The organism is Rhodocyclaceae bacterium (assembly GCA_020248265.1).
Taxonomy (GTDB): Bacteria; Pseudomonadota; Gammaproteobacteria; order Burkholderiales; family CAIKXV01; genus CAIKXV01.
On record JADCHX010000002.1, the window covers coordinates 334,344 to 355,558 of the forward strand.

18 protein-coding genes, 1 other RNA gene and 1 pseudogene are annotated in these 21,215 nt (G+C 67.5%); 7 read left to right on the forward strand and 13 right to left on the reverse strand.

All coding sequences use genetic code 11. From position 1 onward, the window contains the following. Nucleotides 1–74: 74 nt before the first annotated feature. From ING98_02380 to gyrA, 7 genes are all read right to left on the reverse strand, one after another. Complete coding sequence (locus ING98_02380) at nt 75–803, reverse strand: (d)CMP kinase (GenBank protein MCA3100695.1); 729 nt, start codon at nt 801–803, stop codon at nt 75–77. Next, nucleotides 800–2,146 carry a 3-phosphoshikimate 1-carboxyvinyltransferase gene (aroA, locus tag ING98_02385; GenBank protein MCA3100696.1) on the reverse strand — a complete coding sequence of 449 codons (1,347 nt, stop codon included), beginning with the start codon at nt 2,144–2,146 and terminating at the stop codon, nt 800–802. The genes ING98_02380 and aroA overlap by 4 nt, the downstream gene beginning before the upstream one ends. A gap of 27 nt (nt 2,147–2,173) precedes the next feature. Next, entirely contained in the window at nt 2,174–3,091 is a 918-nt protein-coding gene (locus ING98_02390; GenBank protein MCA3100697.1) for a prephenate dehydrogenase/arogenate dehydrogenase family protein, read from the reverse strand. Next, nucleotides 3,088–4,218 (reverse strand): histidinol-phosphate transaminase, encoded by a 1,131-nt coding sequence (locus ING98_02395; GenBank protein MCA3100698.1) that lies wholly within the window; start codon nt 4,216–4,218, stop codon nt 3,088–3,090. The genes ING98_02390 and ING98_02395 overlap by 4 nt, the downstream gene beginning before the upstream one ends. 78 nt (nt 4,219–4,296) lie before the next feature. Next, a complete protein-coding gene (gene pheA, locus ING98_02400) occupies nt 4,297–5,442 on the reverse strand; it encodes a prephenate dehydratase (GenBank protein MCA3100699.1) in 1,146 nt (381 codons plus the stop codon). A gap of 65 nt (nt 5,443–5,507) precedes the next feature. Further along, on the reverse strand, nt 5,508–6,590 hold the full coding sequence (gene serC, locus ING98_02405; GenBank protein MCA3100700.1) for a 3-phosphoserine/phosphohydroxythreonine transaminase: 1,083 nt from the start codon (nt 6,588–6,590) through the stop codon (nt 5,508–5,510). Continuing rightward, complete coding sequence (gene gyrA, locus ING98_02410; GenBank protein ID MCA3100701.1) at nt 6,587–9,217, reverse strand: DNA gyrase subunit A; 2,631 nt, start codon at nt 9,215–9,217, stop codon at nt 6,587–6,589. Before gyrA ends, serC begins: the two co-directional genes overlap by 4 nt. 261 nt (nt 9,218–9,478) lie before the next feature. On the opposite strand from gyrA, the gene ING98_02415 reads away from it, so the two are divergent. The 7 genes from ING98_02415 to ING98_02445 all read left to right on the forward strand — a co-directional run bounded on the left by ING98_02415 (nt 9,479) and on the right by ING98_02445 (nt 14,750). Beyond that, nucleotides 9,479–10,369 carry an OmpA family protein gene (locus ING98_02415; protein ID MCA3100702.1) on the forward strand — a complete coding sequence of 297 codons (891 nt, stop codon included), beginning with the start codon at nt 9,479–9,481 and terminating at the stop codon, nt 10,367–10,369. A gap of 252 nt (nt 10,370–10,621) precedes the next feature. Further along, on the forward strand, nt 10,622–11,950 hold the full coding sequence (locus ING98_02420; protein ID MCA3100703.1) for a TRZ/ATZ family hydrolase: 1,329 nt from the start codon (nt 10,622–10,624) through the stop codon (nt 11,948–11,950). A gap of 67 nt (nt 11,951–12,017) precedes the next feature. After that, nucleotides 12,018–12,722 carry a bifunctional 2-polyprenyl-6-hydroxyphenol methylase/3-demethylubiquinol 3-O-methyltransferase UbiG gene (gene ubiG / locus ING98_02425; protein MCA3100704.1) on the forward strand — a complete coding sequence of 235 codons (705 nt, stop codon included), beginning with the start codon at nt 12,018–12,020 and terminating at the stop codon, nt 12,720–12,722. 11 nt (nt 12,723–12,733) lie between these two features. Beyond that, the gene (locus ING98_02430; GenBank protein ID MCA3100705.1) at nt 12,734–13,405 is read left to right on the forward strand and encodes an HAD-IA family hydrolase; all 672 of its coding nucleotides are present in this window, start codon (nt 12,734–12,736) and stop codon (nt 13,403–13,405) included. Between the two features lie 58 nt (nt 13,406–13,463). Further along, nucleotides 13,464–13,828: a transfer-messenger RNA gene (ssrA, locus tag ING98_02435) on the forward strand. Between the two features lie 307 nt (nt 13,829–14,135). Further along, the gene (locus ING98_02440; protein ID MCA3100706.1) at nt 14,136–14,366 is read left to right on the forward strand and encodes a hypothetical protein; all 231 of its coding nucleotides are present in this window, start codon (nt 14,136–14,138) and stop codon (nt 14,364–14,366) included. A 3-nt stretch (nt 14,367–14,369) separates the two neighbouring features. After that, nucleotides 14,370–14,750 (forward strand): type II toxin-antitoxin system death-on-curing family toxin, encoded by a 381-nt coding sequence (locus tag ING98_02445; protein MCA3100707.1) that lies wholly within the window; start codon nt 14,370–14,372, stop codon nt 14,748–14,750. Nucleotides 14,751–14,938: 188 nt separating this feature from the next. Here ING98_02445 and ING98_02450 read toward each other — a convergent pair. The 6 genes and pseudogenes from ING98_02450 to ING98_02475 form a co-directional block, all read right to left on the reverse strand. Next, nucleotides 14,939–16,432: pseudogene (locus ING98_02450) on the reverse strand (IS66 family transposase). An 80-nt stretch (nt 16,433–16,512) separates the two neighbouring features. Beyond that, nucleotides 16,513–16,941 (reverse strand): hypothetical protein, encoded by a 429-nt coding sequence (locus ING98_02455; GenBank protein ID MCA3100708.1) that lies wholly within the window; start codon nt 16,939–16,941, stop codon nt 16,513–16,515. Nucleotides 16,942–17,246: 305 nt separating this feature from the next. Continuing rightward, the gene (locus ING98_02460; GenBank protein ID MCA3100709.1) at nt 17,247–18,503 is read right to left on the reverse strand and encodes a radical SAM protein; all 1,257 of its coding nucleotides are present in this window, start codon (nt 18,501–18,503) and stop codon (nt 17,247–17,249) included. Between the two features lie 7 nt (nt 18,504–18,510). Then, the gene (locus tag ING98_02465; GenBank protein MCA3100710.1) at nt 18,511–19,761 is read right to left on the reverse strand and encodes a radical SAM protein; all 1,251 of its coding nucleotides are present in this window, start codon (nt 19,759–19,761) and stop codon (nt 18,511–18,513) included. Next, complete coding sequence (locus ING98_02470) at nt 19,758–20,402, reverse strand: class I SAM-dependent methyltransferase (GenBank protein MCA3100711.1); 645 nt, start codon at nt 20,400–20,402, stop codon at nt 19,758–19,760. The genes ING98_02465 and ING98_02470 overlap by 4 nt, the downstream gene beginning before the upstream one ends. 54 nt (nt 20,403–20,456) lie before the next feature. Beyond that, nucleotides 20,457–20,924, reverse strand: coding sequence for a 2OG-Fe(II) oxygenase (locus tag ING98_02475; protein ID MCA3100712.1), 468 nt, complete (start codon nt 20,922–20,924; stop codon nt 20,457–20,459). Nucleotides 20,925–21,215: the final 291 nt, after the last annotated feature.

The window sequence follows — 21,215 nt, forward strand, 5'->3', positions numbered from 1 at the left end:
GATGCGCCGCTGGTTCACCTCCGGGCTGCCACGGACCCCGGCAGCTAGCAACCCGCCTGCCGTATGACCCGCCGTCAATCCTGGAGTGTCGAACCACCTGCGCCGGCGGAACGGCCGAACGCCTGAACACGCACGGCGATGCGGTACCGTTCCAGGACGATCGAAACGACCTGTTCGATCGTCAAATCGTCGGAATCGAGGACAGCCTCGGGTGCGCCTGCCTGCAGAGGAGCGACTGCACGTCCCGAATCACGGGCATCACGCATACGCAGATCATGAAGGATTGTCTGAAGGTTAGCAGGTAATCCCTTTCCCATCAACTGCTTATAACGGCGCTCGGCGCGCGTTTCGGCAGTCGCGGTCAGGAACACCTTCAGGACGGCGTCCGGGAAGACCACGGAGCCCATGTCGCGGCCATCCGACACCAGTCCCGGCGGCTCGCGGAAGGCACGCTGGCGATCGAGCAGCGCATCGCGCACCGCCGGATGGGCGGCGACGATCGATGCCGCCTCCGAGATCGGCTCGGCCCTGATTGCATCGCCGACCTCCTCGCCCGCCAGTTCGATTCGACCGTCCGGAAACGCCACCGGCAGGCTGGCAGCGACCGATGCTACACGTGCCGCGTCGCCGGTCGGCACGCCGGCACGCAGCGCGGCCAGCGCAGTCAGGCGGTAGAGCGCACCGCTGTCCAGGTAGTGGAAGCCGAGCACCATGGCCACCCGCTGGGCGATCGTGCCCTTGCCGGAAGCCGTCGGCCCGTCGATCGCAATCACCGGCACCGTGCCGGGGACGGGCGCATTCATGCCGCGATCGACGCGAACACGTCGAAATAATCAGGGAAGGTCTTGGCCACGCAGTCGGGATCGTTGATCCGCACAGGCACTCCGCCAAGTGCCGCGAGCGAGAAGCACATTGCGATACGGTGGTCGTCGTAGGTGTCGATCGCCGCCCCCGGCAGAAGCGCCACCGGCGCCTCGACGCGCAGGTAGTCCGCACCGGCCTCGACGGCGGCGCCGAGCTTTGCCAGTTCGGTGGCCATCGCATGTATTCGGTCGGTCTCCTTGACGCGCCAGCTTGCGATGTTGCGCAGCGTGGTCGGGCCATCGGCGAACAGGGCCAGCACGCCGAGCGTCATCGCGGCGTCGGGAATCCGGTTGCAGTCGAGGTCGATGCCGCGCAGGCGTCCCTGCGGCGCGGCAGCTTCGATCCAGTTGTCGCCGAGGTCCACTCGTGCCCCCATGAGGCGCAGGGCATCGGCGAACGCGACATCGCCCTGGATGCTGGACCGGCCGACACCGTTCACCCGTACCGGCCCGCCACCGATGGCCCCGGCCGCCAGGAAATACGACGCAGCCGATGCATCGCCCTCGACATGGACGGTACCGGGCGATCGGTAGCGCGCGCCGGTTGGCACGGTGAAGCGCAACCAGCCGTCGCGCGCAACCTCGACGCCGAACCGCGCCATCAACGCGAGCGTGATCTCGACATACGGTTTCGAGATCAGTTCCCCTTCGACCTCGATCACCAGCGGAGCGCCACCGGCATCGGTCGGCGCGCCGATCAATGGCGCGGCAAGCAGCAGCGCCGTGAGGAACTGGCTGGACACGTCGCCACGCACCCTGATCGGGCGCCTGACGACCAGCCGGGCCGGATGCAGTTCCAGTGGCGGGTAGCCCTCGTTGCCCAGGTAATCGATGTGCGCGCCCAGTGCACGCAGGCTGTCGACCAGATCGCCGATCGGGCGCTCGTGCATCCGCGGCACGCCACTCAGCCGGTAGTGCCCGCCGACGGCGGCCAGCGCGGCGGTCAGCGGCCGGAAAGCGGTGCCGGCGTTGCCCAGGAAAAGATCGGCCTCGCGTACCGGCAGGTTGCCGCCGCACCCCTCGACCATCGCCGTCAGGCCACCGCCTTGCGCGCTGCCGTCGACGGACTGGACAATGTCCACGCCGAGCCCTTCGAGCGCATCGAGCATGCGGGCAGTGTCGTCCGAGCGCAGCAGGTCGAGCACGCGCGTGCGCCCCTCGCTGAGCGCGCACAGCAGCAGCGTCCGGTTGGATATGCTCTTCGACCCGGGCAGCCGGATCGTGCCCGCCGCGCGCGACAGCGCGGGCAGGTCGAGGTATTCGCGTCGCGCAGCATGGGCCATGTCGGATCCTGTTGCCGGTGGCACGCCTCAGTCGCGCGGCCGGGCGCTGGCGTTTAGCATCGTGGTCAGCCCCTCGCGCGCCACGCGAGCGGACTCGAACTCGCGCTCGAGCGCGGGCCCGTCGCCCATCGCGATCCAGTGCCGCAGCTGCGCAAGGCGCGCGCTGAACGTGTCGATCTCGTTGCACAGGGAGTCACGGTTCGCCAGGCAGATGTCCCGCCACATCTCGGGATTGCTCGCGGCGATGCGAGTGAAATCGCGGAAGCCGCCGCCGGTCAGCGACAGCATCGCCTCGGCCTGCGGACGCCTGGCGATCTCGTTCATCATCGCGAACGCCAGCACATGCGGCAGGTGGCTGGTCGCGGCCAGCGCCATGTCGTGCATGGCGACATCCATGCGCAGGGTCTTCGCACCGGTGAGCTGCCAGGTCGCCCGCACGCGCTTGAACGCGAACGGATCGGTCTCCTCGATCGGCGTGATCACTACCGGCCGGCCAACGAACAGGTTCGGCCGGGCCGCGGCGGCCCCGCTCTTCTCCGCACCGGCGATCGGATGGGCCGGCACGAAACGCGGCAGCGCCTTGCCGAGGGCGGCACGGGCATAGAGCACCACGTCGCGCTTGGTGCTGCCCGCGTCGGTGAGCACAGTGTCCCTGCCGATGCGCGGTGCGATCACCGGCAAAACCTCCGGCAGCTGGCCGACCGGCACCGCGAGCAGGATGAGGTCGCATCCTTCGATGTCGTCCCACCCCGTAGCGATCTGGTCGATCACGCCCATCTTGCGCGCGGTGTCGAGGTTGGCGCGGCTGCGCCCGAAGCCGACCACGGTATCGGCCGCCTTGACGGTCTTGAGCGCCAGCGCGAAGGAGCCGCCGATCAGCCCGACACCGACGATGCCGACGCGCCTGAAGCGCAGCGTCGACACGCCCGAAACGTCGAAGCTCATCGCACGTTCCCGGACAGCACGCCGGGCAGCCCGGCGGTGACGGTGCGCAGCGCATCGAGGAAGCGCTGGTTCTCGTCGCGCGTTCCGATCGAGACCCGCAGGTACTCCGGCATGCCGTAGCCGGCGATCGGACGCACGATCACGCCCTGTTTCAGCAGGCGGTCGAACACCTCGGCAGCCGGGCCGACGCGGAACGACACGAAGTTCGCACACGAGGGGATGTAGGCGAAACCGAGGGCGCGCAGGCCATCGGTCAGCTGCTTCATCCCGGCAAGGTTGACCTCGAAGCTGCGCTCGAGGAAAGCCGGGTCGTTCAGCACCGCGACCGCACCGGCCTGGGCCACGCTGTTCACGTTGAACGGCTGGCGGACCCGGTTCAGCAGGTCGATCACCGCGGGCGAGGCAAGGCCGAAGCCCACGCGCAGCCCGGCCAGCCCGTAGGCCTTGGCCAGGGTGCGCGACACCATCAGGTTGGGATGCTTCGCGAGCCAGGCGACGCTGTCGTAGCGCAGCGCCTTCGGCAGATAGTCGGTATAGGCCTCGTCGAGCACCACCAGTACGTCGGGCGGCACCGCCGCGATGAACCGGGCCAGGCTGCCCCCGTCGATGAAGGTGCCGGTCGGATTGTTCGGGTTGGCGAGGAACACGATCCGTGTATCGGACTCGATCGCGGCCAGCATCGCGTCCAGGTTGTGGCCGAAATCGCGCGCCGGCACTTCGATGCCGCGCGCACCGGTGGCCTGGGTGACCAGCGGATAGACCGCGAAGGCATGCTGCGCGTAGACGGCGGAACTGCCCGGCACCAGGAAAGCGCGCGCGGCCAGTTCGAGCACGTCGTTCGAGCCATTGCCGAGCACCACCTGCTCCGGATCGACGCGGAAGCGGCGGCTGATCGCCGCCTTGACCTCGAAGCCATTGCCGTCCGGATAGCGGGTGACCTCGGCCAGCGCTCTGGTCATGGCGGCCAGTGCCGCCTCGTTCACGCCGAGCGGATTCTCGTTCGACGCGAGCTTGACGATGCCCGCCTCGTCCAGGCCTAGTTCGCGTGCAAGGTCGGAAATCGGCTTGCCGGGTTGGTAGGGGGCGATCGCCTTCACATGGGCGGGGGCGCGGTCTTCGACACTCATGGGATGCTCATTGACTGCTGCAGGGTTGCGGGATGCCGTGTACGCCTTGCCGGCGGCCGGGCGCCGGCCATGGCGGGCTCAGCCGCGCGCGGCGGGATAGGCACCGAGGCGTTTGACGAAGGTGGCGCGGGTCTCGATCTCGGCCAGCGCACGCGCGACATGGGGTTGCGACGGATGGCCCTCGATGTCGACGAAGAACATGTATTCCCAGCGGCCGGTACGCGCCGGGCGCGACTCGAACCGCGTCATGCTGACGCCATTGGCCGCCAGCGGCTCGAGCAGCGCATGCACGGCGCCAGGCTGGTTCTTCGCCGCCACCACCAGGGACACCTTGTCCTGCCCGGATGCGGCGACTTCTTCGCGGCCGATAACCAGGAAGCGAGTGGTGTTCTGCGGCTCGTCCTCGATGTTCTGGTGAAGCACCTGCAGGCCGTAGCGATCGGCGGCGGCGCGCCCGGCGATCGCGGCCGTGCCGGGCTCCGCCGCCGCCTGCCGCGCCGCCTCGGCGTTGCTCACCACCGGCACCGGGCGCGCATCCGGCAGGTGGCGCGCCAGCCAGCGCGCGCACTGACCCAGGCTCTGGCTGTGCGAATAGACGATACGCACCGGCGCGGATGCGTCACCGCCGGCAGCGGCCATCAGGCAGTGGTGGATAGGCAGCAACAGTTCGCCGGTGACCGACAGCGGCGTAGCCAGCAGCAGGTCGAGCGTGCGACCGACCGCGCCCTCGGTGGAATTCTCGACCGGCACCACGCCGTAATGGGCGTTGCCCGCCTCCACCTCCCGGAAAACTTCGTCGAAGGTCGCGCAGGCACGACGCTCGACCAGCGTGCCGAACTGCCTGACCACCGCCTCTTCGCTGTAGGTGCCGGCCGGCCCGAGGTAGGCGACCACGAGCGGCGCCTCGATCGCCCGGCAGGCGCCCATGATCTCGATGAAGACGCGGCGCAGAGAGTCCGAGGGCAGCGGGCCCGGGTTCGCGGCCGCCAGCCTGTCGAGGACCTGCGCCTCGCGATCGGGACGGTAGACCGGCCCCGTACCCTTGAGGTGGCCGATCTCGCCGGCGAGGCGCGCGCGCTCGTTCAGCAGTCCGAGCAGTTGCGTGTCGATCGCGTCGACGCGGCCGCGCAGGGCCAGCAGGGCCGCCGGCACTGCTGGCGCCGTGTCAGGCGCCGTCGCCACTGCTGCAGCCTCTGCGGGGCGTTCGCTGCGGGACGCGTTCATCGCAACCTCGATCCTGTTCTCGGTTTCAAATCGTATCGACGGAATCGTAACGCCGCACCAGTGCCTCAGCCGTTGCGCTGCTCGAAATCGCGCATGAACGCGACCAGAGCCTCGACGCCGGCACGCGGCATTGCGTTATACAGCGACGCCCGCATGCCGCCGACCGAGCGATGCCCCTTGAGCTGCTGCAACCCGGCCGCCTCGGCTTCCTGCAGGAAGCGGTCGTCCAGCCGTGCATCGCGCAGCGTGAACGGCACGTTCATCAGCGAGCGATCCGCCAGCGCCACCGGGCAGCGGTAGAACTCGGTGATGTCGAAAAGGTCGTAGACCAGCCTCGCCTTTTCGGCATTGCGGCGTGCGATCTCGTCCAGCCCGCCGAGGTCGCGCAGCCAGTCGAAAACCAGTCCGGCGATGTAGATCGCCCAGGTCGGCGGCGTGTTGTACATGGATTCGCTCGACGCCTGCACGGCATAGTCGAGCATCGCGGGCGTGGACTTCGGCGCGCGCCCGAGCAGGTCGTCGCGCACGATCACCACCGTCAGCCCGGCCGGGCCGATGTTCTTCTGTGCGCCCGCGTAGATCACCCCGAAGCGGGACACGTCGACCGGGCCGGACAGGATATCGGACGACATGTCGCACACCAGCGGCACCGGACCCGCGTCGGGGACATGGTGGAACTGGACGCCGCCGATGGTCTCGTTGGAGGTGTAGTGCAGGTAGCTCGCCGCCGGATCGCACGCCCAGGCCTCGCGCGGCGGGATGCAGCTGAACTTCGACGCGGCGCCGGTCGCCACCACGTTGACCGGACCGGACTTGAGCGCCTCGTCGATCGCCTTCTTCGACCACTGGCCGGTATTCAGGTAATCGACGCCCGCGCCTGCCCGCCGCAGGTTCATCGGCACCATCGCGAACTGCAGCGTCGCGCCGCCCTGCAGGAAGAGGACCCGGTAGCCCGACGGGATGCCCATCAGCGAACGCAGCCCCGCCTCGGCGCGCGCGGCGATTTCGATGAACTCGTCGCTGCGATGGCTCATCTCCATCACCGACAGGCCGCGCCCGCCCCAGCTCAGCATCTCGGAGGCCGCGCGCTCGAGCACCGACTCCGGCATCACCCCGGGACCGGCGCTGAAGTTCAGCACGCGCTTCATGCGGCGGGCGCGTCGCCACCGGAATCGAGGCCGGCGCCACCCTCCGGGCCGACGTCGGCATTGCCCGCGTCCTCGTCGGAATCGACCACCGTTTCGAGCCCGGCGAGGCGCTCGCCGCTGTCCAGCGCGATGAGCGTCACCCCCTGCGTCGACCGGCCCATCTCACGCACTTCGGAGACCCGCGTGCGGATCAGCACGCCGCCGGTCGTGATCAGGATGATCTGGTCGGCGGGCGCCACCAGCCGCGCGGCCACCACCTTGCCATTGCGATCGCTCGGCTGGATGGAGATCATGCCCTGCGTGCCACGGCCGTGACGCGTGTATTCGATCACCGGCGTGCGCTTGCCGAAGCCGTTCTCGGTGGCGATCAGCACCGATTGTCCGTTCGCCTCGTCGGCCACCAGCAGGGAGATCACGCGCTGGCCCTCGGGCAGTCGCATGCCGCGCACGCCGCGCGCCGTGCGTCCCATCGGCCGCACGTCGCGCTCGTCGAAGCGCACCGCCTTCGCGCCTTCGGAGAACAGCATCACGTCCTGCGTGCCGGAGGTGAGCGCGACACCCACCAGGTAGTCTTCCGGATCGAGGTCGATCGCGATGATCCCCGACGCACGTGGCCGCGAGAACTCCGACAGCGGCGTCTTCTTCACGGTGCCGTCGGCGGTCGCCATGATCACGAAGCGATGGTCGTCGAACGCCTTCACCGCGAGGATCGCGTTGATCTTCTCGCCCTCGGCCAGCGGCAGCAGGTTGACGATCGGCTTGCCACGGCTCTGGCGGCCGCCCTGCGGGACGTTGTAGACCTTGATCCAGTACACCCGGCCGCGGCTGGAGAAGCAGAGGATGTAGTCGTGGGTGTGTGCGACGAACATCTTCTCGATGAAATCGTCGTCCTTGGTACCGGTGGCCTGCCGGCCGCGGCCACCGCGCCGTTGCGCCTGGTAGTCGCCCACCGGCTGCGCCTTCATGTAGCCGCCGTGCGACAGGGTGACCACGACGTCTTCCGGCGTGATCAGATCTTCCATGTTCACGTCTTCGGCGTTCTGCACGATCTCGCTGCGCCGGTCGTCGCCGAACTGGTCGCGGATCGCGGTCAGCTCGTCGGAGATGATGCGGGTGACACGCTCCGGCCGCGCAAGGATGTCGAGCAGGTCGGCGATGCGTGCCATGACCTCGTGGTATTCGCCGGTTATCTTGTCCTGCTCGAGTGCGGTCAGGCGCTGCAGACGCATGTCGAGGATGGCCTGGGCCTGCACCTCGGAGAGCCGGTAGCCCTGGGCCTGCAGGCCCAACGCGGCATCCAGTCCGTCCGGACGCGAGATCGCGGTGCCGCCACCGGCGCCCTGCATCGCGCGGTTCAGCATTTCTTCCACGATGGGGGAGCGCCACGCGCGAGCCATCAGCGCGGACCGGGCTTCGGCCGGGGACGCAGCCGCCTTGATCAGCGCGATCACCTCGTCGATGTTCGACATCGCGACCGCCAGGCCCTCGAGCACATGGCCTCGCTCGCGCGCACGCTTCAGGTCGTAGACGGTGCGCCGCACCACGACCTCGCGCCGATGGCGCAGGAATGCGTCGAGCATCTGCCGGATGTTCAGCAGGCGCGGCTGACCGTCCATCAGCGCGACCATGTTGACGCCGAAGCTGTCCTGCAGCTGGGTCTCTTTGTACAGGTGGTTGAGCACCACCTCGGGAACCTCGCCACGCTTGAGTTCGATCACCGCGCGCATGCCCGACTTGTCGGACTCGTCGCGGATCTCGGAGATACCCTCGAGGCGCTTCTCGCGCACCAGTTCGCCCACGCGCACCAGGAGGTGCGCCTTGTTGACCTGGTAGGGCAGTTCGTCGATGACGATCGCCTGCCGCTGGCCGCGGTCGATATCCTCGAAGTGGGTGCGACCGCGGATCACCACACGGCCACGGCCGGTGCGGTAGGCGTCGCGGATGCCCGACACGCCGTACAGGATGCCCCCCGTCGGGAAGTCGGGCGCGGGCAGGTGCTCCATCAGCCCGTCTACATCGATCTCGGGGTTCTCGAGCAGGGCGAGACAGGCCGCGACGACCTCGCGCAGGTTGTGCGGTGGAATGTTGGTGGCCATGCCCACCGCGATGCCCGAGGACCCGTTCACCAGGAGGTTGGGCACCTTCGCCGGCAGGATCAGCGGTTCGCGCTCGGAACCATCGTAGTTCGGCCCGAAATCGACGGTCTCCTTGTCGATGTCGGCCAGCAGTTCGTGGGCGATCCGGGACATGCGGATCTCGGTGTAGCGCATCGCCGCCGCGTTGTCGCCGTCCACCGACCCGAAATTGCCCTGGCCGTCGACCAGCGGATAGCGCAGCGAGAACGGCTGGGCCATGCGCACGATCGTGTCGTAGACCGCGGAATCGCCGTGCGGGTGGTACTTGCCGATCACGTCACCGACGATGCGGGCAGACTTCTTGTATGCCCGGTTCCAGTCGTTCGACAGTTCGTGCATCGCATAGAGCACCCGCCGATGCACGGGCTTCAGCCCGTCGCGGACATCCGGAAGCGCCCGCCCCACGATGACGCTCATCGCGTAATCGAGGTACGACCGGCGCATCTCCTCTTCGAGGCTGACGGGTACTGTTTCCTTGGCGAATTGATCCATCTATGGCCGGTCGGTGAGCGTTGATATGAACAAAGCCATGCATTCTATCATCCGGGCAGACCCCGCCCTTGCCCCCGTGCGCGGCAGACTCGACAGGGGCGTCCGGACACGGACCCGCATTGCTCCCGCGATATTCCGAGAATACGTGTTGCGTTGACGCCACAAATCTCCCTACAATCCGCCAGCTTTCTGGGGTTTATGTGGAAAGCCAGCTATCTTTGGCGCTCAAGGACCCTAAGTCCGCGTGTTAGACTCAGATCGTTGAACTCAGTTGCCGGATTTGTTGTTGCCGGGTCGCGACGCTTCGGCAGAATCCCTCGCCTTTTCGGAAATACTTCGCCTCGTAAGAATAAGGAGGAAGTCGTGGAGCATAGTGAAGTGATCAAGAATCGAATCCTCAGCGGTCTGAACCTTTCCGCCGCCGCACTGATGATGACCGCCGGCCTTGCCTCGGCCCAGGTCGACCGAGGCGCCTATCTCATCACCAGCACTGGCGAGGCCGTTCGTGCCGCTGGCTACGGTGTCTGCGTCCGCAGCAGCAACTGGACGCCTGCACAAGCCACCGAGCAGTGCGATCCCGATCTGCTGCCGCGGAAAGCGCCGCCCGCGCCGCCCGCGCCGGTAGCGAAACCCGTGCCCCCGCCCGCCCCGGTCGTGAAGCCTGCACCGGAGATGAAGCCCGAGGTGAAGAAGCCGGCCGCACCGCTGCCGTTCTCCGAGCGCGTGGACGTGCCCTTCGAGTTCGCGAAAGCCGACCTGACCGCCGATGGCCGTACGGCACTCGACGAGCTCTTCAAGGAACTGAAGAAGGGTCCGGTCACGATGAACGTCGTGATCGTCACCGGCCACACCGACAAGATCGGCAGCGCTGCTTACAACAAGAAGCTGTCGGAAGCGCGTGCCCAGGTCGTGCGTGACTACCTCGTCAACACGGGCGGTCTCGACTCGAAACTGATCTTCTGGGAAGGCGTCGGTCCCCGTCAGCCGGTGAACGTCACCAAATTCTGCGATGCGAAGATGAATCGCAAGCAGCTGATCGACTGCCTGGCACCGAACCGCCGTACCACGGTTGAAGTGACCGGCACGCGTCCGAAGCCGGCACCGAAGCCTGCCGCCGCCAAGCCGGCCGCGAAGCCTGCTGCGACGATGTAAGCAAGTCCGCTCCAACAGAAAGCCCTGCACTCCGGTGCAGGGCTTTTTGCTTTCTGAGGGGCATGCATCGCTCCGGAGTCGCTGTGAGGTCCATGTCGGAGACAAAGTCCGACGCAGTGCATCGCGGCCGGGATCAGATAAGCTCCGGCTGCCATGGCCTCGCCGACGACCGACTTTCCTGCGCCCACCCGGCCCTGCATGCCGGGTGCCTCCGATGCCGCCGGCATGAGCCGGGAGAGCACTGGCACGACGATGCCCTCGTTCGACCTCGCGATCGACGCGGGCATCGTCGTGCCGGTGCGTCCTGCGCGCACGGTGCTGCGCGACCACACCGTGCTGGTGCGAGACGGGCAGATCGAAGCTGTGCTGCCGAGCGCTTCCACGTTGGACATCGACGTGCACGAGCGCGTGAGCCTGCCCGAGCACCTGCTGATGCCGGGCCTGGTGAACCTGCATACGCATGCCGCGATGGCCCTGATGCGTGGCCTGTCGGATGACCTGCCGCTGATGCGCTGGCTGCAGGAACACATCTGGCCGGCCGAGGCGAAGTTCGTGTCCGACCCGTTCGTCGAAGCCGGTACCCGCCTCGCCTGCGCCGAGATGCTGCGAGGCGGCATCACCTGCTTCAACGACATGTACTTTTTCCCCGAGGCAGCGGCACGCGCCGTGCTGCAGGCCGGGATGCGCGCCAGCCTGGGCATGATCGCAATCGAGTTCCCGACCGCATATGCAGCCGATGCACAGGACTACCTGGCGCGCGGCATCACGACCCGCGATGCGCTGCGCGGCGAGCCGCTGCTGTCGTTCTGCTTTGCGCCGCATGCGCCCTACACCGTCAGCGACGACACCTTCGCGCGCATCCGCACCTATGCCCAGCAACTCGACACGCCAGTGCATGTCCACCTGCATGAGACCCGGCAGGAGATTGCAGACAGCCTGGCCGCGTTCGGCGTACGCCCGATCGAGCGGCTGGACCGCCTCGGCCTGATCGGTGCCGAGACCATTGCCGTGCATGCCGTACACCTCGACGAGCAGGACATCGAGACGCTGGCCCGCCGCGGCGCGCATGTCGCGCACTGCCCTTCCTCGAATCTCAAGCTGGCCAGCGGCTTCGCACCGATCGCCCGGCTGGCGGCCGCCGGCGTCAATGTCGGCCTGGGCACCGACAGCGCAGCGAGCAACAACCGGCTCGACCTGTTCGCCGAACTGCGGCTTGCCTCACTGCTGGGCAAGGCGGTCAGCGGCTCGGCCGAAGCCATTCCTGCGTTTGACGCGATCGAGATGGCCACGTTGGGCGGTGCCCGCGCGCTCGGGCTGGACGGCCGGATCGGCTCGCTGGAACCGGGCAAGGCCGCCGATCTCATCGCACTGGACATGTCCGCGATCGAACTGCAACCCTGCTACGACCCGGTGTCGCAACTCGCCTACGCAGCCGGTCGCGAACAGGTCACGGATGCCTGGGTTGCCGGCCGGCGCTGCCTGCACGACCGCCGGCTCACGACGATCGACACGGCTGCGCTGTCACTGGAAGTAACCGAATGGCGCCACCGCCTGGCCGTGCATGCGGACGGGCGCAGCTGAGCCCCGACTTCCGATGACCGACTTCGATGCAGCATCCGACACCCTTCACCCCGCCCGAGGCAGACTGATGACCACCCTCAATTCCGATCCGGCAGAACTGGCCAAGTTCAATGAACTGGCCCATCGCTGGTGGGATCCGACCAGCGAGTTCAAGCCGCTGCACGACATCAACCCGCTGCGCCTGGACCATATCGACCGGATCGCCGGGCTGGCGGGCAAGCAGGTGCTGGACGTAGGCTGCGGTGGTGGCATCCTGTCTGAATCCATGGCTGCGCGCGGCGCGCAGGTGACCGGCATCGACCTGGGCGAGAAGCCACTCGGCGTCGCGAAGCTGCATCTGCTGGAGAGCGGCCTGACCGTCGACTACCGCGCCATTGCCGCCGAGGCCCTGGCCGAGGCGCAGCCGGCGAGCTTCGATGTCGTGGCCTGCATGGAGATGCTGGAACACGTACCCGACCCGGCGCGCACCGTCGCGGCCTGCGCGACGCTCGCGAAACCCGGTGCCCACCTGTTCTTCTCGACGCTCAACCGCAATCCCAAGTCGTTCCTGTTCGCCATCATCGGCGCGGAGTACGTGCTCAAGCTGCTGCCCAGGGGCACGCACGACTATGCGAAGTTCATCACCCCGTCCGAACTTGCACGCATGTGCCGCCAGTGCGGCCTCGAGCCGGCCGGCGTGACCGGCATGACGTACAACCCGTTCACCAAGGTGTACCGCCTGGGCAGCGACGCAACGGTGAACTACATCATCCACGCGCGGAAGCCGTCTTGAGCGCGCCACCGATGCGGACGACACAGACGGTCGACTGTGTACTCTTCGACCTCGACGGCACGCTCGCCGATACCGCCCCCGATCTGGCGTATGCACTGAACCTGCTGCGTGCCGAGCGCGGCCTGGATCCGGTACCACTCGCCACACTGCGCGCCCATGTCTCGCACGGCGCCCGTGGCATGCTCGAGGCCGGCCTCGGTCTTCTGCCGGACGCCCCGGAATTCATCGCCCTGCGCGACCGCTTCCTGCAACTGTACGAAGACAACCTCGTGCGCGACTCCCGCCTGTTCGACGGCATGGCCGCACTGCTCGACGACCTCGAAACGCGCGGGCTGTCGTGGGGCATCGTCACCAACAAGGCCGAACGCTTCGCGGTGCCGCTGGTCGCCGGCCTCGGCCTCTCGACGCGTACCGGCTGCCTGGTCGGCGGCGACACGACGGGCAAGGCCAAGCCGCACCCCGACCCGCTGCTCGAAGGAGCCCGGCGGATCGGCGTCGATCCGTCCCGCTGCCTCTATGTCGGCGACGATCGGCGCGACGTGGAAGCCGGCATCGCCGCAGGGATGACGCCGGTGATCGCGCTGTACGGCTACCTGCACGGCGCCGACCCGCACGACTGGGGGGCGCCATGGATGATCGAGGAGCCGCTCGACCTGCTCGTTGGACTGCCGCCCGTCAGGTAGGCGCCCGCTCAACGCGATGCCCTTGAAAGCCGGGATTGCGCTACCATGTACCTCTCATGGGGGCGTCCCGGTTTCGACGCGGGTTACAAAGCAGATCAGTGCATGCCGAGGGCCAGAATACCTCGTAAATCCAGTCTGGAAACGCTACAAACGCCAACGACGAGCGTTACGCTCTAGCCGCTTAATCCGGCTGGACTTCGCACCGGTCAGGTCCCGGGCCGGGAGGGGCAACCCTCAGCGAAGCCATTCAGGGACCTCGTGTCGAGTGGGGCTACGACGCCCGGCATTAAAGTCGCAGTAGATCGCCCGAGATGAGCCCGTCGGCCGGCGCATCAACGGTTAAATCCAAAGGGTCAGACTAAGCATGTAGACCTGGCTGTAGAGGGCTTGCGGACGCGGGTTCAATTCCCGCCGCCTCCACCACTCACAAGGGCTCGGATAGTCTCCGGGCCCTTTCTTTTGGCGTTTCCCCGGGGAAGCGCGTCGATGTGCTGCGGGTGACTGCCGGCCGAAGTAACCGAAATCGACCGCTTTTCGCCCCGGCCCCGTCTCTGTTCTCTGTTTGGCCTGCGGGTAGGCGCAGCGGGTGGTCATTCAAATTCAACCACTTACGCGCGCTGGTTCGTTGTCAACCAAGGCGACCAAGCACGCTTTGGACTCTTTAGACGCTAGCGCAAGTGCCCATCTTGCTTTATCATGAAATGTCAAGAAAAATCATGATGAGGGTGCCATGAGCACTGCCGCACGCGAAAAGTTTTCGTCACAAGCCGCGCCCGATGTCCTCGCGGCATTGCGCCACATCGCAGAAAGCCAGGGGCGCCAGTTCCAGGCCGTGCTCGATGATGCCCTGCGCGACTACATCGACCGGCAACAGAAAGAGCGTCCCCGTCGCCATGTGATGACCGCGTTCGCCTCCAGTCTGCAAGAGTTCGACAGCCTCTACCGCGACCTGGCCAAGTAAATCGTGGCAAGCGACTACCTGACCGTCGCCGATGTGCTTGGCATGCACAGCGTGCTGATGCAGCGGTATGGCGGCGCTCCGGGCGTGCGAGATCCCGGGGCACTCGAGGCTGCACTATTCCGGCCGCAGACGGGCTACTACGAAGACATCGTGGCTGAGGCTGCCGCATTGATGGAAAGCCTGGCGATCAACCATCCGTTCGTGGACGGAAACAAGCGCATCGCCTTCGCCGCGGCCGACGTATTCCTGCGCGTCAACGGCTGGCACTTGAAGCGTGCGCCGACGCAGATCTACTCCGAGATGATGCAGATGCTCGAGTCCGGCACGTTTGACATTGCCCACCTCGATCCCTGGTTACGGTCTTTCGCCAACCCTGTGGAGTGATGCCCCGGCGGCCACCCAAATTCCCCCACCTGTGGCCACCTCTTTCCTAAATTTCCAGTTCTTGTTGGTAAGCGTCCGATCAGCGCCGTATTGACTCAGCCATCATTGGCTGATCGATCTCGTCGGCGCCGGGCGTACAGGCCGGTGTCTACGCCGCCAGGCGGGATTGCAGAGCGGGTTCGAGGGGGGACGCACCACGGCAGCAATTCCTCGAGGCGATTGATCGGGTGCTCAGCAATACGCTCGATAACGTAGCGCAGGTAAGCCTCGGGATCCAGCCCGTTGAGCTTGGCCGTGCCGACGAGACTGTAGATGGCTGCCGCCCGCTCGCCACCGGCGTCCGAGCCACAGAAGAGGTAGTTCTTCCGGCCTAGCGCCACGGTGCGCAGCGCCCGCTCGGCCGCATTGTTGTCGATCTCGATCCGCCCGTCATCGCAGTAGCGCGTGAACGCCCCCCATCGGGTCAGCACGTAGCTGATAGCCACCGCGAGCCCGGACTTCTTCGACGTTCTGGCCAGCATCTCGTGCAGCCACTGGCGCAACTCGTTGAGGATCGGCACAGCGCGCAGCTCGCGCTGTGCTTTGCGTTCATCCGGGGGCTTGCCGCGGATGTCGGCTTCGATGTCGTAAAGCTTCCGGATTCGCGCCAGCGCCTCGGCCGCGATCGGCGACTGTGTGGCCTGGTGCACATCGTAGAAGCCACGCCGCGCGTGCGCCCAGCAGGCTGCTTCCTTGACTTTGCCGCCTGCGTAGACGGCATTGAAACCGGCGTAGGCATCGGCCTGCAGGATTCCGGCGAAGCCCTTCAAGTGCTGCCTGGGTCGCTCGCCCGCGCGGTCGGGGGCGTAGCGGAACAGCACCGCAGGCGGATCGTCACTGCCAGCCGGCCGGTCATCTCGCACGTAGGTCCACAAGCGCCCGGTCCTGGTCTTGCCGCGCCCCGGGTCGAGCACCGGAACCGGCGTGTCGTCGGCATGCAGCTTGCCGGTGGCCAGAACGTAGCGTCTGAGCGCGTCGACGAGCGGGTCGAGCAAGGCGAAGCCCCCGGCCACCCAGTCGGCGAGCGTCGAGCGCTCCAGGTCGACGCCTTCGCGCGCGTAGATCTCCGACTGACGGTACAGAGGCAAGTGATCGGCGTACTTCGATACGAGCACGTGAGCAAGAAGCCCGGCGCCGGGAAGCCCGCGCGCGATCGGCCGCGACGGTGCGCTCGCCTGCGCGATATGGTCGCAGCGCGTGCAGGCGAACTTCGGGCGCACATGACGGATCACCCGGAAGCGCCCAGGTACGTAATCGAGTATCTCCGACACATCGTCACTCAGATGCTTCATCTGCCCGCCGCAGTCGGGGCAGTTGCATTCACCCGTGACCGGCGAATGAACGATCGGCTCGCGCGGCAGGTGATCGGGCAAGGGCTTGCGCCCGCGTGGCGCCTTGTCTTCCTTCGTCTCACGTGCAGCCGCTCTGTCGGAGATCGCCGTCTCGGTCTGCAGTTCGTCCAGTGCGAGCTCCAGTTGCTCGATCTCCTGCGTGACGCGCTCCGATGATCGGCCGAATTGCATGCGCCGCAGCTTCGCGATGAACAGCGTGAGCGCTTCGATGCGGGCGCGCTGCTCGATCACGATGCGCTTGAGCGCATCGATCTCTTCGGGAAGCTCGTTCTGTGCGGCGTTGGTGTTCACGCGATTCGGTGCTCGTCGTCGATGCCGGTCTTGTTCTAAGACTGGCATCGCCCCTCGGAGTTCCGGGCCCGATCAGATATTCATGCAGCCAGCTCCGGTTGCGCGTGCCCGCAGGCAGCGCGATCATCGGGTATGTCCGAGCGCAGCACGTTGTGCAGCGCGACCGCCTCGACGGGCACGTACAGTCGAACGACGGCGTGCCCGATCTGGATCTCGATCACGCCCGCGGTCGGACGATCGTTGGGCGCACGATCTGGCTTTATCGACCGCCGCTTCGTCGCTTTTCGAGCCAACCGCGCGGGAGGCTCATCGACCTCGCTCACCGACACCGGAATCAGGCGCTGCCGCCCCATGGCTTCGGCTTGCGCCGCCTGATGGGCGCGAATCCACTTGCGCACCAGGTTCGCGTCGAACCCATGTGCCATAGATACCGCGGCCAGGCACTGCTCAACGACACGCCGCTTGTGCTCGGCACCGAAGTACCGGCGACCGTTGCGGGTGATCGTCAACGGTTCGACCCCTGATCCCTTGCGCTCCAAGTCCATGTGTCCACCAACTGTTTTGGTGGACACCATCGTCGCTGGCTACCTCAACGTCGGCAAGACGGTGGTGGTCGGACGCTTACGGCCAGTCTGCACATGGTCAACCGTCCTCCACCACTCACAAGGGCTCGGATAGCATCCGGGACCTTTTCTTTCTGGCGTTTGCCCGGGGAAACGCGAGGATATGCTGCGGGTGTCAGGGCGTGCGGCTACAACGGACAAGCATCCGGGTCCAGCCCAGTGGCCTTCGCAGCAACCACCGTCACCGCAGATCAGTAGGGCTCGCCGGGCGGTGGAAAGATCCAGAAGTACTCGCCCGCCCTGCCGCCCTCGGCGGCAGCCCTCATCGCCACGTGCTCACACTCGCGGCGCAGCGACTGTGCCGTCCAGCCCAGGCAGGCACGCATCTTCAGCGTGACCGGGTCGAAATCCATCGCGTAGCTCGCCGGCGCGCGCACCATCAGCGCCGAGGGCAGCACGACACAGTGATACACCCGCAGCGCCACCGGCAGGGCCCGGGCGCGCTCGAAGCTGCGGCGGAAGTTCTCGGGCGTGTCGCCGGGCAGCCCGAGAATGATCTCCACGGCCACCTTCGACACCGATTTCAACTGCCAGAGCGTGTCTTCGAAGCGGCGCTCGTCGTAGGAACGCTCGACATGCGCCAGCACCCCGTTGTCGAAGGACTGCAGCCCGATGCCCACCAGCGCCTGCCCTACCCCGCCGAGGAAGCGGATGTGCTCGTCGCGCACCGCTGCCGGATACACCTCGCAGACGAGCGCGCGCTCGCGCAGGAACCCGTGCCGCTCGACCGCCTCGCGCAGGTTGCGGAAGGCATGCGGATTGAGGTTGAGCCCCGCATCGACCAGGATCGCACCCTGCACATCGAGCGCAGCCATGCCCGAGAACTCGCGCTCGAGCTGCGCCACCCCGCGCACCCGCCGCGGCGACTCGAGCGTGCCCCACTCGCAGAACGAGCAGGTCATCGGACAGCCACGGTAGGTCTGCAGCACGGCAAGCCCGCCGCCCGGCACCACCCCGAGTTCGTAGGGCGAGGCCAGCGTATCGAGATCGGCGAGCGGTCGCTCCGGCGTCGACTGCCAGCCCTGCTCCGTGGGCAGAGCGAGCCCGGGGATGCCGGCGAGCGACTCGGCGCTGCGGTCGGTCGCCGCGACGATCTGCGCGAAGGTGTGCTCGCCGTCGTTGATCGCCAGCGCGTCGACCCACCGGCGCGCGGCGCGGAACGGCAGCAGTCCGAACATGCTCGGGCGTGCCGAGGGGCCGCCGAAGACGATCAGCCGCGACGGGTCGTCGCGCTTGAGCTCCCGGGCGACGTCGACGAAGAAGGCGAAAGACCAGATGTAGGCAGAAAAACCGACCACGTCCGGATCCCAGGCGACGAGCGCGGAGACCAGTTCGGCGGCGGAGCCACCGGACAGGTCCCACACCTTCAGTTCGAGATCCTCGAGGCCCGCGGTACGCAGCGCCGCCTCGACCATGCGCAGCCCGTGGTTCGAAATGAACTGCGGCATCGCGCGGTCACGCGCGGGATAGCGCGCCACCAGTGCGACCCGGCGGCCGCGGCGGCGGACAGGCAATCATCGCGAGCGTCTGCGGGTCGAAGCGCATGTCCCAGCCCTCGCGCGCGCGCGACAGCAGGGCATCGGGCAACACCAGGCAATGATAGGCACGTACCCCGACCCGGAACGAGCGGGCGTACTCCAGCGTGCGCAGGAATCCCTCGGGCGAGTCGCCCGGCAGGCCGAAGATGATCTGCAGTTCAGGGGTGGCCACGGTGACCAGGTCGCGCATCGCACGCTCGAAGCGCGCCCGGTCGAACGGCCGATCGTGCTCGCGCAGCACGTCAGGGTCGAGCGACTGCAGCCCGACGCCGAGATAGGACGCACGCACCCTCGAGAGGAAGTCCAGGTGCTCGCGGCGAATGTGGGTGGGGTAGATCTCGGCCCACAGGTCGGCCGACTGGAACAGTCCGGTGCGCGCCTCCGCCTCGACCAGGTTGCGAAAGCCGCGCGCGTTGAGGTTGAGGCCCGCGTCGAGCAGGAACACCGACGGGACGCCATGGTCGCGGAAGGCCCGCAGTTCCCGCTCGATGTAGTCGGCGGAGAACACGGCGCGGGAGGTCTCGGCGGCACCCCATTCGCAGAACCGGCAGGACATGGGGCATTCGCGGTAGGTCTCGAGGTACGCCACCGACCCGCGCGGCATCAGCCCGAGCTGGAACGGCGAGGCGATCGCATCGAGGTCTGCGATCGGATCACGATGGGCGGTCTGCAGCCACCCCTCGGGCGTGGGCAGGTGCAGGCCGGCGACGCCACGCAGCGCCGCGTGGGTGAACACCGGAAGGCGGGCCACATCCTGGAATACCGCCTCGCCCTCCGAGCTCACCAGCGCGTCCATGTAGTCGTGCGCAGGCGCATAGGCCGGAAGGTCGAACAGTTCGCGCCGGGCCGACGGGCCGCCGAAGACCACCGCACAGGCCGGACGTGCGCGCTTGATCCGGCGCGCCACCTCCACCAGGCAGGGCGTGGACCACACGTAGATGGAGAAGCCGACGAGATCGGGCTCGAACTGCAGCAGCGTGTCCACGTAGGCCTGCGGATCGGGACGTGCAAAATCGACCACGGCGATGCGCGCATGGGCGAGCGCGGGATCTCCGGCGACGGCGGCCAGTACCCGGCGGATGCCGTAGCTGGGAAGCGTGGCCCCATCCAGTTCGCCGCCGTCCGGCGTGGGCGTCATGCACGCGAGCGCGATGCGAAGTGCGCTCATCGTGCAGCCGGCTCGAGGCGCAGCAGCACGTAGCGCAGATGCCCCTCGTCGTGCAGCCACTTCAGCATGAGTGCCGCGCGCGCGGCCGGCCCCGCCGCGGGCGAGGCCAGGGCCTCGCGCAGGGTGATCCCGCTGGGGGCGGTGAACCGATGACTCGGGCGGACCTGCTCGCCGACGTCCTCGAGCACCGAGCAGTGCAGGCCCGCCTCTCGGGCGAGTCCATGGTGCCCGCCCTCCTCGCCCCAGAAATCAGGCCAGGGGCCGTAACCTTCGTCAAGCACCCGGCGGATCGGAAACGACGGGCTGTCGAGCGCGCGCGCCGCCGCCGAGACGATCAGGTCGGATGCCACCAGCACGCCGGAGGCGCGCAACACCCTCGCCGCCTCCGCCATGAACCGGCGCCGCGACGCGAAGTGGAACATCGCCTCGACGCAGAGCAGCCGGTCGAAGCGGTACGCCGCGAAGGGCAGCGCACAGGCGTCCGCGGCAACCCAGACGAAACGGTTGCCTGCCCGGGGAAGCAGCTGTCTGCAGAGGTCGAGCTGGCGCGGATCGCTGTTCAGCCCGCAGAGCACCACCCGCACCTCGCGTTCGTTGATGGTATCCAGCGTTCCGCCCAGCCCGCAGCCGACATCGAGCACGACATGGCCGGGCCGAAGGTCTGCCAGCGCGAGCAGCCGCTCGTCGAGCCGGTGCTAGGCGAGCGCGAAGCGCTGCGCCGACTGCTCGCCCGGCGCGGACGTTGCACCGGGCGGCGGCGGCGGGTCCCAGTAGCCCAGGTGCGCCGCGCGCGCGATGAAGCTGCAGGCGGTCCAGCGGCGCGAGGCGCCGACCACTGGCGTCACGCGGTGCAGGTATCGGCCGGAATCCACGATGATCATGTCGCCAGCCGGCACGCGGAAGGCGACCGACGCGAGGTCATCGAGACGCGGGCGCACCGCCCCGTCGGCGCTGATCATGCGCGCATCGCCCGGCTCGCACCGGCAGTCGAACACCTCGAGCGCGCCCCCGGCCTGCGCCATCGACAGCGTGAGCACGAACGACGACATGTCGGCCTCGACGATCTCGCGCAGGTGGGCAAAACCCGGCCGCAGGGCCTGCTCGTTGTCGAAATGCGGAGGAATGTAGCCGCCTTCGGCGTGGCCGCGCAGGGTGGTAAACAGGTAGCGCGTGTCCGGGCGCGACCCTGGCGGGGCGAGAAAGGGACGTCAGTCGTCGACATGGGCCGGAATCGCGTACGGGCATGGGCCGGAAGACGCAAGTGCGGGCCCTGCCCCCGCGTCGACAGCACCTCAGCGTGGGGCCGGCGGTGACGTGGCTCGTACCGGACGGAACTCGTGTGAATCCGACGGCGCACGGCGTATCCTGAAGCGGTACCGACGTAAGTCAGGCCACCGTCCGCCGGCTCCGCCTCGAGCGCTGGCCGCCATACCGGTGGCTGCGCCGATTGCGGG